The 13,883-nt window shown below is 47.6% G+C and carries 12 protein-coding genes and 1 riboswitch; of the genes, 6 read left to right on the plus strand and 6 right to left on the minus strand.

Annotated elements, in window-relative coordinates:
* Positions 1-143: 143 nt before the first annotated feature.
* A complete protein-coding gene (locus QM657_RS04230; protein ID WP_415065302.1) occupies positions 144-1,553 on the plus strand; it encodes an MATE family efflux transporter in 1,410 nt (469 codons plus the stop codon).
* On the opposite strand, the gene thrC is transcribed toward QM657_RS04230, so the two are convergent.
* On the minus strand, positions 1,550-3,034 hold the full coding sequence (thrC, locus tag QM657_RS04235) for a threonine synthase (RefSeq protein ID WP_415065303.1): 1,485 nt from the start codon (positions 3,032-3,034) through the stop codon (positions 1,550-1,552). The two genes, QM657_RS04230 and thrC, sit on opposite strands and share 4 nt — an antisense overlap.
* A gap of 217 nt (positions 3,035-3,251) precedes the next feature.
* Positions 3,252-3,324: riboswitch (Fluoride riboswitch) on the plus strand.
* Positions 3,325-3,379: 55 nt separating this feature from the next.
* Between thrC and QM657_RS04240 the strand changes: the two genes are divergently transcribed.
* From QM657_RS04240 to sfsA, 3 genes are all read left to right on the plus strand, one after another.
* Positions 3,380-4,648, plus strand: coding sequence for a chloride channel protein (locus QM657_RS04240; protein ID WP_415065304.1), 1,269 nt, complete (start codon positions 3,380-3,382; stop codon positions 4,646-4,648).
* Positions 4,649-4,806: 158 nt separating this feature from the next.
* Positions 4,807-5,787 (plus strand): hypothetical protein, encoded by a 981-nt coding sequence (locus QM657_RS04245; RefSeq protein ID WP_415065305.1) that lies wholly within the window; start codon positions 4,807-4,809, stop codon positions 5,785-5,787.
* Between the two features lie 107 nt (positions 5,788-5,894).
* Positions 5,895-6,695, plus strand: a complete 801-nt coding sequence (sfsA, locus tag QM657_RS04250; RefSeq protein ID WP_415065306.1) for a DNA/RNA nuclease SfsA — start codon at positions 5,895-5,897, stop codon at positions 6,693-6,695.
* Positions 6,696-6,781: 86 nt separating this feature from the next.
* Here the strand turns inward: sfsA and QM657_RS04255 are convergent, their stop codons facing one another.
* The 4 genes from QM657_RS04255 to QM657_RS04270 are packed head-to-tail and all read right to left on the minus strand — an operon-like array spanning position 6,782 to position 10,534.
* A complete protein-coding gene (locus QM657_RS04255) occupies positions 6,782-7,348 on the minus strand; it encodes a hypothetical protein (RefSeq protein WP_415065307.1) in 567 nt (188 codons plus the stop codon).
* 38 nt (positions 7,349-7,386) lie between these two features.
* Positions 7,387-8,301, minus strand: a complete 915-nt coding sequence (locus QM657_RS04260) for a TPM domain-containing protein (protein ID WP_415065308.1) — start codon at positions 8,299-8,301, stop codon at positions 7,387-7,389.
* Complete coding sequence (locus QM657_RS04265) at positions 8,298-9,332, minus strand: TFIIB-type zinc ribbon-containing protein (protein ID WP_415065309.1); 1,035 nt, start codon at positions 9,330-9,332, stop codon at positions 8,298-8,300. Before QM657_RS04265 ends, QM657_RS04260 begins: the two co-directional genes overlap by 4 nt.
* Entirely contained in the window at positions 9,329-10,534 is a 1,206-nt protein-coding gene (locus QM657_RS04270; RefSeq protein WP_415065310.1) for an SPFH domain-containing protein, read from the minus strand. Before QM657_RS04270 ends, QM657_RS04265 begins: the two co-directional genes overlap by 4 nt.
* A gap of 163 nt (positions 10,535-10,697) precedes the next feature.
* Here QM657_RS04270 and QM657_RS04275 point away from each other — a divergent pair, with 163 nt between their 5' ends.
* Positions 10,698-11,981 (plus strand): hypothetical protein, encoded by a 1,284-nt coding sequence (locus QM657_RS04275; protein ID WP_415065311.1) that lies wholly within the window; start codon positions 10,698-10,700, stop codon positions 11,979-11,981.
* A gap of 20 nt (positions 11,982-12,001) precedes the next feature.
* On the plus strand, positions 12,002-13,027 hold the full coding sequence (locus QM657_RS04280; protein WP_415065312.1) for a hypothetical protein: 1,026 nt from the start codon (positions 12,002-12,004) through the stop codon (positions 13,025-13,027).
* A gap of 19 nt (positions 13,028-13,046) precedes the next feature.
* Here QM657_RS04280 and QM657_RS04285 read toward each other — a convergent pair whose 3' ends face one another.
* Positions 13,047-13,874 (minus strand): deoxyribonuclease IV, encoded by an 828-nt coding sequence (locus tag QM657_RS04285; protein ID WP_415065313.1) that lies wholly within the window; start codon positions 13,872-13,874, stop codon positions 13,047-13,049.
* Positions 13,875-13,883 lie beyond the last annotated feature (9 nt).

Raw genomic sequence — 13,883 nt, forward strand, 5'->3', positions numbered from 1 at the left:
TTTTCATTATATACCATTTTGTCCTATTTGGAAAGAATAATTTTTCCAGATTGTTTAATTTATAACAAAGTTACATTTTGCTTTCATCCAAACTTTGTACTATAATGGAGGAAAGTTCTCAAATATGCAATGGGAGATGGATTATGAATATCAAGATGCTAAAAGACAAGCTTTCAGGTGAAAAGCCTGAAACGGACAAAAAACGAAAAAGACAGGAAAAACCTGATATGTTCTCAGCCAAAGACTTACAGCGGCTCATCTTTCCTCTGGTCATTGAACAGATTCTGGCGGTTTTCATGGGAATGGCCGATACCATCATGGTATCCTCCAGCGGGGAGGCGGCTGTATCCGGCATCTCCATTGTAGACACCATCAGTCTTCTTTTGATCGGCTTGTTCGGAGCCATGGCGGCAGGCGGTTCCATCGTCGCTGCCCAGTACATCGGACGCCAGGAAAAGGACAACGTAGCCAGGGCCTCCGGTCAGCTTTTCCTGGCAATCGGAGGGCTTTCCATAGCGCTGATGATCATATCCCTCCTCTTTAACCAGTTCATCTTAAGACTCATATACGGAAATATTGACCAGGAGGTTATGAGCAACGCAAAGATATATTTCTACTTGTCAGCGGTATCCTACCCCTTCCTGGCCTTTTACAACAGCTCGGCAGCTCTGTTCCGGTCCGTTGGAAATTCCAGGGTATCCATGAATATTTCCCTGTTTGCCAACTTATTTCACATCGCTTTAAATGCGCTGCTGATCTATGTCCTTCATATGGGAGTGACCGGTGCGGGAATTTCCACCCTGGTTTCCAGGGCCTTATCCGCTGTCATCATCCTCTATCTTCTGAAGAGACAGAACCAGATTCCTGTTCAGTTCAGCTTAAAACCGGATAAAATCATGCTCCAGCGCATCCTTTATATCGGCATACCTAACGGCCTGGAAAACAGCATCTTCCAGCTTGGAAAGCTGTTACTCTCCAGTTTGACCGCCAGCTTCGGAACTACGGCCATCGCCGCAAACGCCGTCGCCAGCACCGTTGCCAACATGGAAACCTTACCCGCCACTGCCATCGGAATCGCCATGGTGACAGTGGTAGGCCAGTGTGTGGGGGCCAGAGAACTGCATCAGGCCCGCCGCTATATGTGGAGGATGTTAAAAACAGCTTATATCTGGCTGTTTGTTATCAACCTCATCCTCATCCCTCTTTTAAACCCAATCAGCGGCCTGTTCCGCCTGTCCGGAGAAACCAGCGCTCTGGCCGTGAAGCTGATGCTCTACCACAGCATCTGCTGTATGATCATTCACCCCATGGCCTTCTGCCTGGCTAACGGCTTAAGAGCTGCCAATGACGTCCGTTTCACCATGACGGTTTCCGTCTGCTCCATGTGGATCTGCCGGATCGTGCTTGCTTACATCTTAAGCCTTTACGCAGGCCTTGGCCTTATGGGAATCTGGATCGCCATGACCATCGACTGGCTGGTGCGGGCCATCTTCTTCGTCACCAGAGTCTTAAATGGAAAATGGTGCCGCTACGCCCACCGCAACCTCGGTTAGCCTAAAAATTTTTCCACGGTTTCCTTCATCTGATCCGCAGAGCATTCTGTATTGTGACATACAGGGGCTGTGCGGATTTCTTCTACTGCCTGGGGAATGGCCACGCCGCAGATGACCGCCAGACGGTCGATGACCTGGAATTCATCGCAGATTTCTTTCTTCCCTTCAATGGCCTCCAGAACATTTCTGGAAAACTTATAGGGGCTGGCGGTGGAGGCGATGACATTCTTTGCCTCGTCCTTTGTCTCTGCTTTGTACTGCTCATAGACCGCGGCTGCCACTCCTGTATGAGTGTCAATTAAATATCCTGTATCCTCAAAGACCTTTTTAATCACTGCCATGGTGGACTCTTCCGAGCTGTAGCCTCCCTTAAAATCTTCCATGAATTTCTTCATTTCACCGGTCACCTGATAGCTGCCCTTTTCACCCAGTGACTTCATAAGATCTGCATTGGCCTCTCCGTCGGAACCGGCGCTTAAGTAAATCAGACGCTCTAAGTTGCTGGAAATCAGGATGTCCATGGAAGGAGAGCTGGTGAGGATGAAATCCCGGTTCCTGTCATAGACGCCTGTCTGGAAGAAGTCATAAAGGACCTTGTTTTCATTGGAAGCACATATTAAGTTCTTAATGGGAAGGCCCATCTGCTTTGCCAGGTAAGCGGCCAGGATGTTGCCGAAATTTCCGGTGGGCACGGTTACGTTGATCTCTTCTCCTTCGGAAATCTCCCCGTTTTCAAGAAGCTTTGCATAGGCATAAACGTAGTAGACTACCTGAGGCACCAGCCTTCCGATGTTGATGGAATTGGCTGAGGACAACTGAAAGCCCTTTTCATCCAGCTTTTTTGCAAATTCCTTATCCCCGAAAATCTTTTTCACCCCTGTCTGGGCGTCATCAAAGTTTCCGTAAATGGCGGCCACATGGGTGTTATCTCCCTTCTGAGTCACCATCTGGAGCTCCTGGACCCGGCTCACGCCATCCTTTGGATAGAATACGATGATCTCCGTGCCCTCCACATCGGCAAAGCCTGCCATGGCGGCCTTTCCCGTGTCTCCGGAGGTTGCGGTTAAAATGACGATCTTGTTCTTTACGTGATTTTTCTTTGCAGCCGTTGTCATCAGATGAGGAAGAATGGAAAGAGCCATATCTTTAAATGCAATGGTGCTTCCGTGGTACAGCTCTAAATAATAAGAGCCGTCAGCCTTTGATAAGGGAGCGATCTCTTCCGTATCAAACTTGGCGTCATAAGCCCGTTCAATGCAGCTTTTCAGCTCTTCTTCGGTGTAATCCGTAAGGAACAGCTTCATAACCTCATAGGCTGTTTCCTGATATGTCATCTCTGAAAGCTCTTTTAGAGTCTTGTCAAGCTTTGGAATAAAGACAGGCATGAACAGTCCCCCATCCTCTGCCAAACCCTTTAAAATTGCCTGGGAAGCCGTCACTCCGGCCTCTCCTCCCCTTGTGCTCTGATAGGATATTTCCATGGTATATGATTCCTCTCTTCTTATTCAATGGTCAAAAACCTTGCCAGAATTGTAGCACACTTTATCAGATGGCGCAAGAAAAAAGAGGAAAAAGTTTTCATACAGCGCACATATGTTTTTATATCAAAGACATTTCATTTAAAAAAAGTGTTGTTTTCTGCCGCCCGCGGACAAACTGATCCTTGACTTTCCTGCAAAAATCATTTATGATTTCTCATATATAAATGGGAATGAAGTTCTCCCATGGCTTAAGCCGAAATGCAAGGAAAGCTGATGACTTCTACAAATTCGTAGAGAAGGTGTCGGCTTTTTTATATTGGAAAATTTAACAAGGAGATGTTAATTATGACCAGATTTAAAAATTTATCCATATTTCTGTTACTGACAATGGCTTTGGGCGTTTTCATGGGTACGGCCTCAGCCGGGTTTTTAAAGCTGCTGGAGCTGATGACTGATACAAGGGAGCACCACCTTATTTTTATCGCATTTCTCCCTGCTGCCGGAATGCTGACGGCGGCGGTGTATCACAAGCTTGGAAAGAACTCCCAGAGGGGAAATAATTTAATCATTGACAGCGTGCACAAACAGGCTGAAGTTCCTTTCCGCATGGCTGTCCTGACTTTTTTATTCACTGCTCTGTCCCACCTCACCGGGGCATCCGTCGGCAGGGAAGGAACTGCGGTGCAGATCGGCGGAACCTTTGCAAACCGTCTAAGCAGGCTCTTTAAACTGGATAAAAAAAGCCATATGATTCTCGTCATGTCCGGAATCAGTGCCGGGTTCGGTTCCGTATTCGGTACTCCCTTAGCAGGGGCCTTCTTTGGCATGGAAATGTGCTTCGTGGGAAAATTGAGCTATGAGGCCATACTCCCCTGCTTTTTGGCTTCATTTACAGCCAATTATATGACACAGGCTTTAGGAGTTTCTCATTCTGTATATGAAATAAAAACAATTCCTTCTTTAAGCCCTTATGTCCTTGTGATTGTGATTGCCGCTTCCTGCGCCTTCGGCTTTGTGGGGAAGCTTTTTGCAAAATCTGTGCACAAGTTAAAGCAATTGTATGCAAAGAAAATCAAAAGGCCCATTTTGCGGGCAGCAGCAGGAAGCCTGATTGTATTAGCTGCCATGTTCATTTTTCAGGGAATTAAATACGATGGATTGAGCACCTGGATGATAGGCGCAGGGTTTGAAGGAAATGTCACTCTCCTTGACCCTGTTTTAAAATTCATCATGACAGTCTTATCCCTGGGCGCAGGGTTTCAGGGCGGAGAAGCAACGCCGCTGTTTGACATCGGAGCCTCTTTAGGAGGCTTGATCGGACGGGCTTCCCATGTGGAACCCTCCCTTCTGGCCGCCCTGGGCTATATTGCCGTATTTGGCTGTGCCGCCAATGCCCCCATCACCACAGTCATGCTTGGAATTGAATTATTCGGCACCAATGCAATGCCTTATTATGTGATTGCAGCCCTCATCAGCTACTATGCTTCGGGGCACAGCGGAATCTATGCCGCCCAGATCATTGCTGTCAGCAAGTATGCCTCTCTCCAGGATCAGGTTGGACAGTCCTTAGAAAACATCGGAAATAAGAATTCAGACTCCAGAGTGCTAAAATAGTGAAGAATGTGATGACTGTCTGCATAGACCCGGCTCCTTTCAATATTGAATTATTGTTTCGTATGGTGTAAAATGCGTTTAATATCAAAAATAGAAATTCGCTCAGTCTTTTTCATTGAGGTATCGCTTGTGGCGAAGGGAAAGGAATATAAATCAAGATGAATCACTTATCTTTGCAAGAAAGATTTGCACTCATTGCCTTAAATGGCTTCGAATCATCCAGGAAAACCTCTAATGCACACTTAGCGGACCGCTGCTTACTGATAAGCCAGTTATTTGATTTTATATTGAATGAAAAAATGATACTTACAGAAACAGGGTATCATTTTATAACGAGCGGGTTCCCCTGTGATAAAACGAGTGAAAAAACTGCATTTGAAATTTTAAAAGTAAAGGAAGACAACAGGAGCTTGGCTGGGTGGGTGAGTGCTATAGAAAATTTGCCCCAAAAGGTTATTGGTCAATATGCAGAGGAGCTGATTGATGAAATGATAAATACCTCTTTGATCAGTGAGATACCGTCGTTATTAGAATGTGATTTCACTTTTCGGTCAGAAAACATAAAATCCAGAGAATACAGGTCATCCTATACGCAATATCATGCTGAAATCGAATCAATAAGAGCAGAGATACTCGGTGGAAGTGTTATATCTGATGCCGCATTTTACTTAGTGTGGCTGTTAAAGCAAAACGGTGATTTAATCAAATTGTTTACCCAGAATGAGATGGTTCATCTATTGAATTACATACCAGAAATATCCAAAGAAAATCAACTGGTTCATGACTTATTTGAAATCAATATAAAAGGTGATATAATACGCGGCTGGAAGTCTTTTTTGACCTTTAAACAGAGTTCAGGCCAAACCCAGACAGGCGTGGGGGTTGTATCAAAAATACCCATTTTCCAGAAAAAAGAGTCTATTTTTATAGAAACTGATAAGATGTTTCCTAACGATGAGGAACGTGTGAAAGATGTAAAAAACCTTTTAGAGTCTAATGGCCATATTTGTGAAGTAAAGTCAGTTGGTGCCGTTTCACTGATGGAAATAGATAATGTATTGTATGAGTTAGTACCGGATGCTATCAGAAATTATGTAATAAATATTCATGGGGTTCGTCTTAGACGTTATGTGATTTAACAGGCAAATCCCAAGGTATGGTAAATGAGAATTCAGCCATTAAGCCCATCTTTTGAGGGTCAGATAAAAGCAGACATAAGATATACCCAGAAAGGATTACAAAAACCATGGAATACCAGAACATGCTAAAAGGAACCTTTTTAAGCCGTCCTAACCGGTTTATTGCCCATATACGGATAATACCAGAAAACGGCAGAGAAGAAACGGTTGTCTGCCACGTAAAAAATACGGGACGATGCCGGGAGCTTCTTCTTCCGGGAGTCTCGGTATTGGTGCAGTTTCATCCGGAAGCCAGGGTTCTTGGAAGGAAGACGGAGTACTCTTTGATCGGCGTGTGGAAGGAACGGGAACACGGACAGTCTCCCCTTCTCATCAACATGGATTCCCAGGCTCCAAACCAGGCAGCCTATGAATGGCTGAAATCCATGGAGGAAAATATGGCCCTTCCCTTTCACCCTATAGCAGGCAGAGAAATATCAAAAACCCCTGTTCTGGATTGCCTCCGCCGGGAAGTCACTTACGACCAGTCCCGGTTTGACTTATCCTTCCAGCTCACATTCTCAGGGGAAGAAGGCCGGGAGCCTGAACGAATTCCCGCATTTATGGAAGTAAAGGGAGTCACTCTGGAAGAAAACGGACTTGCCATGTTCCCCGATGCGCCTACGGAACGGGGCATCAAGCACATGACTGAGCTGATCCATGCACATGAGGAAGGATATGAAGCTTATATATTATTCGTCATCCAGATGAAGGAAATGGAAGCCTTCACCCCTAACATAAAAACGCATCCCCAATTCGGAGATGCGCTTCAAGCTGCGGCTAAGGCAGGGGTTCATATTCTGGCTTATGACTGCATTGTGACGGAAAACTCTCTTTCCATCCACCAGCCAATCCCTGTTTTCTTATAAGTCATATCAATTCTCCCGGCAAAGGAGAATAACCGGTCACAAAGGCTTCTCTGTTCACAGCCCACTGACCCTCCTCCTTTGCCGATTTACACATTCTTTCCCGTCAAAGCCGTGGAACACGCCATCATATAGTAGTTATTTTGATTGAACTGAAAGCTTCCCAAGGTGGACAGGGGAACCTTTTTTGTATGTGCTGCATAGGAACGCTGGTTAATATGGTTGACAAATGTGACCATAATGGGATACCGTTCTTTCATACTGGCTAATGAAGCATAAAACACCTGCTCAAACAATCCTGTGCCTCTGACAGACTTATCAATGCAGACCGGCCCGTACTGATAAGAATTTTCCCTGGTCAATATCTGACCCTCAAATGAAAATTCAGGCAGCTTTTCAATCATGTTGGCAAAGAAAGGCCACTCCTCCCAAAACTCCCAGGAAGCCGCCATGGCAAAAGAGAGAACCTTTCCATCTTCCTTTGCAATGGTGACGCCGCGTTCCTTCATAATCAGCGCTTCAAGCTGTGCCTCTGTAAAATTAGTTGTCACAAAACCGTCCGGCTTATCCTCTTCACTGATATAACTGATGTGATTGGCTTTGAGTAAAGAAAGGATTCCCTCAACATCCTCCATGGTTGCCTGTGCAATAATCATAATCTTATTCTCCTCTGTTTTCAAATTTCATATCCCGATCAAAACTTCCGGCCACCGCCTCCCATGGTCCTGCCTGAGGAAGAATGGGTCGTGCTCCGCCCGCCTGAGGAAAATCCACCGCCTCCCCGGCCTCCGCCTCCGCCGTTGTTTCTCGGTATAGGCATATGGGTCACCCGTTTGTTAAGCAGATGATCGGCATTGTTCTGATACTGGAACTGGGAGCTGGCCCGGTAGGCCATAAGAGAGCTTCTGGCCCTGCCCCTCTCCTTTTTCATGGAATACTGGCTGACCACGCCGCTGCAGGTAACCCCTGCTGCAAACAAGGCCACAAGAAGGGCCAGACCGGCTTCATACCACTTGATGCTGCGGTAAACGCTTATTTTCCCCGTGTCCCTGTCATAATTATACTGTCCTCCGGGAATTCCGGCCTTATAATACTTGGCAACACCGTCTAAAAAACTTCTGGCACAGGCTTCATATTCCAGATTGACGATCTGATCATAAGCATCATCTAAAATGGCATTCCACCGTTTATCCGTCAAAAACCGGTTCATGGCTCCTACCGGAAGAATGTACAGTTCCCGGTTATCCATATCCATGAGAAACAGCACACCGTTGTAGTCCTTTCCCACACCATACAGGCCGTCAATGTAAAAGTCCTCCGCATACTGTTCCGCAGACTTCCCGCCTGCATCATCCGTGGTCACAAGCACCACATCCATGTTCATCTCTTTGATCAGGGCCTGTATCCGTGTCTCCAAGGACTTTGTCTCTCCCTCAGAAAACAGCCCCGCCCCATCAAATACCCGCTGCTCGTCAGAACTGTTTCCCGACTTCTGGTTTCCGGCAAAGGACTGTACGTTCCAGCAAAAAACTGACAGAAGGAGAAAAAACACAGCCAGAAAAGCGGTTCCCGGCAAAAATCCCCTGCACAACCGTTTTATCTTCATCATATCAGATACCCCACAATCAGCAAGACAATCAATATGGGAACAAATATTTCCGCAAACAGAAGGGACAGCTTGCCTTTATCCACCGGCAGCTTGCCGCAGACTTTTCCCGTCTGCCCGTTTATGGTGAAGTAATACATCTCATCCCTGCCTTCATCCCGATAAGTAAGAGCCCAGACCGGCAAAAGAGCGTACTCCCAGGCTTCATCCTCCAGACGGATATCATTGCTTTCAATCCTTACGGAGTCATAGGAAGTGATGCTGTTTCTTAAGGAATCCTGGGCAAAGGACCGCACTTCCGCCTTTACCTCTTCGTTAAACTCCTGCTCTCCCATATCCCTGCGCTCTGCCAGGAATCCGGAAAGGTATGGCATGGAAAACTTCTTCATCTTTTCCGTTTCATAAGGCAGAACCCCTTCCACCAGTTCCCTGTTCGCCTTTTTTAAAGCATTTCGGGGCACGAATTTCACTGGCATGGAGCCCTCCCTGCGGACTTCAAAGGTCTGAGTCTCCGTATACCGCTGGTTTCCGCTGACCCACACCCGCACCCGGTCCGCACTGGCATTTAAACGCCCTTCTGCCCGGCAGCTATAGAGCATGTAGGGAAAATAGACGCCGGAAATCTTTTCAATCTGATCCTGGCTGTAAAAACTCTTTGGCACAAACCGTTTCTTTTTCATCCACATGCGGAAGATGTCCTCCGCCTTTTCCTTTTCAATGGCAAAGGGAACCACATAATCCGGATTGTATTCTCCGGAAAGCCGGCCTGACAAAATGACCGGGTTGTGGCAGTAATAGCAAAATGTGGCCGCAGTGGTCCCGTCTGTGACGATTTCCGCGCCGCAGCTTGAACAGTTGTAAAGAAATGGCTCGCCGCCCCCTTTTTCTGCCTTTGGCGCCTCTTTCTCCCCTGAAGCCACTTCTTCCTGGGTGAACTGGGACAAACAGTATTCACAGGCATACTTCTGCTTTTCCGGATCAAACTTGAGGGGGCCTCCGCAGTTTGAACATTTATAAGTTAAAACATCACTCATACTCTTGGCTTTCCGCATTCAGCACAGAATTTCCCCTTGTTTTCAGCTCCGCATTGGCAGGTCCAGGTATCAGAGGGCTTGGGATTTCCGCATTCTGAGCAGAATTTCCCCTTGTTTGCGCTTCCGCAGCCGCAGGTCCAGGTCCCCTCTCCTGATCCAGCCGGATTTGCCTGTACAGCCCCTGGCTGGGAATTCATCTGCCCTGCCTGGTTTCTCTGCATCTGCTGCTGGTTGGCGCTTGAAGCTGCTCCCATAAATCCGCCGCCTGTATTCATCCCCATGTTCATTCCCATAAATCCTGCCATAGAACCGCCCGTATTGCTTCCCGCGGCCTCTAATCCTCTGGCAATGGCGCCCTGGACATAACCTTCCCGGACACCGGGATCGCCCAGCATGGCGCCCTGGTTTCTCATGTTGATAAGCTGCTTGGATTCGTCATCATAGGAAATGCTGGCAATTCCTACGGACTGGATTTCCATTCCTCTTCCAGATTTCCACTGCTCATCCAGCACATTGGCCATATACTGTCCCAGCTCTCTTCCCTTGGAAGACACATGGGAAATCCGTATGCCGTCGGCGGACATCTGGTTCACGGAAGACTGAAGAGCTTCCAGGAACTCGGATAAATACTGGGCATTGATATCATCCACTTCCACTTTGGAAGCATTTTTAGGAATCACTTCCCCATAGAATAAAAGCGGATCAGTCACCTTGATGGAATACGTTCCGTGAGCCCGCAAAAACAGCTCCGCATTGTAAAACTGGTCAAAATAGTTAATGGGATTGGGAGTCCCGAACTTGATTCCCTTAATTTCCTGAAGATTGATAAAATATACCTTCTGGGATGTGGGAGTCTGTCCGCCGTAGCGTATGCGGTCAAAGGATTCCCTTAACGCCTCTTCAAACTGGCCGTTAAAAAGGGAAGGCATGGAAGAATTCTTCACTGTAAAATATCCCGGCTCTCCCGTATAATCAATGACCCTTCCTCCATCCACCAGAATCATGAACTGATTGGGGTAAACATGGATGACGGAGCCGTCTGACACCGTATTGTCGGTTCCCTTTACATTAGACCCCTTGCGAATCTTCACCCCGCTGGTGAACACCGTCTGATCTCCCATATTTCCGGCTTCTATAACCTCTAACCACTGGTCCGCCAGTGAACCGCCTACGGCACTGGTAATCGCTTTTATAATTCCCATGTTATTTCCTCCTCCATCAATTTTAATTTTCTTTATTATACTATATAATAATGCCCTTGACTATACTGTCCCCCGGAAGGATTTTTCGAAACAGCTTTATTTTTCTTTCCCCGAAGACGATATAATTTATAATAGATAAATTTTTATCAAAGGGGGAATTGATATGAGTGAGTATTTTTCAGGCAATGTGGAAGAAGGCATACGCCTTGTATGGATGCAGTTTGACAAAGAAAAGGCTCTGGAGGGCAGACGGCTGCTTTTAGAAGCGGCAAAGGAAGGGGACAAAGATGCATACTGTTTTCTGGCCCGCACTTATTTTGGCGTCAACGGACTGGAAGAAGACAGGGATACCGCCTTTGAGCTTCTTCAAAAAAGCCGGGAGCTTGGCAGCGCCTGCGGCCTGCTGACCATGCTTCAGTTTGAAAAGCTGGCAAAAAAGACCTTTAAGATCGCCGGTCGGGAGGCGTGTATGCAGGCAGCCAAAGAAGTCCGGGAAAAGGCGGAGGGCGGCCACGTCTTCTGCCAGTACATCATGGGACTGTGTTACTTCTGGGGCGGGTATCTGCTGACAGAATCATTTCAGGATCCGGATGATGCTTTGGATGAACGAATTCCCGGAGCCCTGTTTTGGCTGGAAAAGGCGCTGAAAGGCGGCCTGACCCTGGCTCTGGTCAACTTATCTGACTTATACAGCTCTTTGGGAGAGGAAAAGAAGCTGGAAGAAGCTATGAAGCTCGCTGCTGAAAAGGGCGACCCCTTTTGGCAGGAGCTGCTTGCAGACCGGCTTTTCGAGGAAGAACGGTATAAGGAGGCCTTTCGCTGGTATGAACGTCTGGCAGAAGCCGGAGACATCAAGGCCCTGTATGATATGGGCTTTCAGTATGAGCATGGGATGGGCATAGAAGCAAGCCCGGAAAAAGCCCTGGCCGCCTATGAAGTGGGGGCAAAACAGGGAATGCAGGCCTGCCAGCTCCGTCTGGGAAAACTGAATTTATGGGGTAAGTTTGTTCCAAAGGATGAAGCCCAGGCGTATCACTGGTTTTCCCAGGCGGCAGAAGAGGAAGAGGACGGCGGGGATGAAACAAACCCCATCTGCGAACTCGCAAAGATGTGGAAGGGACATTGCCTGCTCTACGGCCTTGGCGTAAAAAAGGACGAAGACGGGGGAACGGACCTGTTATACGCTGCTCTCGATTACAACTTCCCCGGAAAGGGAGAAGATCAGGAGATGCTGGAAGAATCCCAATTCGACTGGAAAGAAGATGTGCTGCAGCTTTTCTGGGATTTAGGAGATGCTTATGAAAACGGTCTGGGCGTGCCTGTGAAAGAACACAATGCCGGATATTATTTCAGCATCCTGGCAGAAGAAGGCTGGCCGGAGGCCATTGAAAAGATGAAGCACTACAGGCAGGGCGGCCTGCTTAAGCGCTGGAAGCGCATCAAATAATAAATCACAGAGGTGTAATTATGTCCCTTACAACAACTATATTAAAAGGCCAGGCAAACCTGGCTTTTCGCCTTCTCTGGCGCCGCCTTTTGCTGGCAGCCATTGTCCTTCCCCCAGGGTTCATAGCCATAACCGGAGGGTTAAATTCCTCTCTCCCAGGGGAGCACGGTCTCATCCGGCTGGTGAACCTGCTGCTTGTGACCATCACAAAGAAATATCCTGCTGCGCAGAAATGGCTTCCCCTCTCCTTTGCCGCCATCTTTTTCATCATAGGAGCACTCTGTCTGTTTCAGGCAGCCAAAAGCGCATGGCAGATGATGCCCAGGCACACCCTCCTGGGAATCTCCATTGTTTCGCAGGCCAGAGACTGGGAAAGCTTTTCCGATATACTCCGTTCCATTGACACAGATATGGATCGGGGCCACCACTCTTTTGGCGGAATCTTCATTGGAAGAGAGTGGATTCTCGGATCGGAGGCCATGCGCCTTTCCCGCATCAGGGGTATGTTTTCCTTTGATGAGGATAAAAAGGATAACATCCTGGTCTGCATTGACGATGCCGGAAATGACTGGTCAGTTACCCTCCCTCGAAGAGAAGACAGGGACAAGGCGGAAGAATATTTAAAAAAGATCCTGTCCAACATTGTAACAGGTGGTATACTGGCTTTTACGGCCTTTCTCATGGATGGGCTTAACAGAGCGGACATGATGGCTCTTTCTCCTGACACAGTCTTTTCTCTCATAAAGCCAGATGGAATTCCAACCTCTAATTTTACATACGAGGATGCCAGAGCAGCCCTTGACTCCCTCTCCCCCTCCCAAACCCTCGCATTGAGACCTTTGAATGGGGGGAAAACAGGAACAGAGGAGATTTCCTTTCTATGCAAAGAAGGCAGACAATGGGAAATTACCGTCATATGCCAGGAAGAAGACATCCAATGGCCTATGATAAAGCTTGCAGATGAGCAGGAAGCCATCAGAATTTTAGAAAGCCTGATGAAAGAAAAAAGCTTCCGCACCTTTTCACACGGAACAGGCGGAAGCTGACGCAGCATCATGAACCTTTTTATAGGCCTTCCCTCATCATGGCAATCTCCCTGGCGTATCCGTCCAGTTCATTGGGAGTTTCCAGATAAAAGGGAAGGTCTTTTAATGCAGGATGGGACACCACCCGCTTTAAAGCTTCAAAGCCAATAAACCCTTCTCCGATTTTTGCATGGCGGTCCTTGTGGGCTCCTAAGGGGTTCTGGCTGTCATTTAAATGAATGGCTTTTAACCGGGAAAGGCCGATCACCCGGTCAAACCGGTTTAATACGCCGTCCAAATCCCCGGCAATATCATATCCCCCGTCCCACACGTGGCAGGTATCCAAACAGACTCCCATCTGGTCGCTTCTCTCCACCCGGTCAAGAATCTCTCTCAGCTCTTCAAACTCCCGCCCCACCTCACTGCCCTTTCCCGACATGGTTTCCAGCAGCACTGTGGTATGAAGCTCCGGTGTCAGAACCTGATTGAGCATATCCGCAATATAGCCGATTCCCATCTCAGCTCCCTGACCCACATGGCTTCCGGGGTGGAAATTATAGCAGTTTCCGGGCGTGTATTCCAAACGCTCCAGATCATCTCTCATGGTCTCTGCAGCCAGTTCTCTTAAGTGTTCATCGGCAGAGCAGCCGTTTAAGGTATAGGGGGCATGGGCCAGAATCCGGCTGATTCCATGGTCCTTTGCAAATTCCAGATAGCGTTTCACATCCTCCGGATTCATTGCCTTAGCCCTGGTTCCTCTGGGGTTTCTGGTAAAAAACTGAAATGTATTGGCATCGATCTTCACAGCCTCTTTGCCCATAGCCAGATAGCCCTTTGCCGAAGACAGATGACAGCCGATTGTAAGCATAAAAATCTC

Source organism: Lacrimispora sp., from assembly GCF_047605665.1.
Taxonomy (GTDB): Bacteria; Bacillota; Clostridia; order Lachnospirales; family Lachnospiraceae; genus Lacrimispora.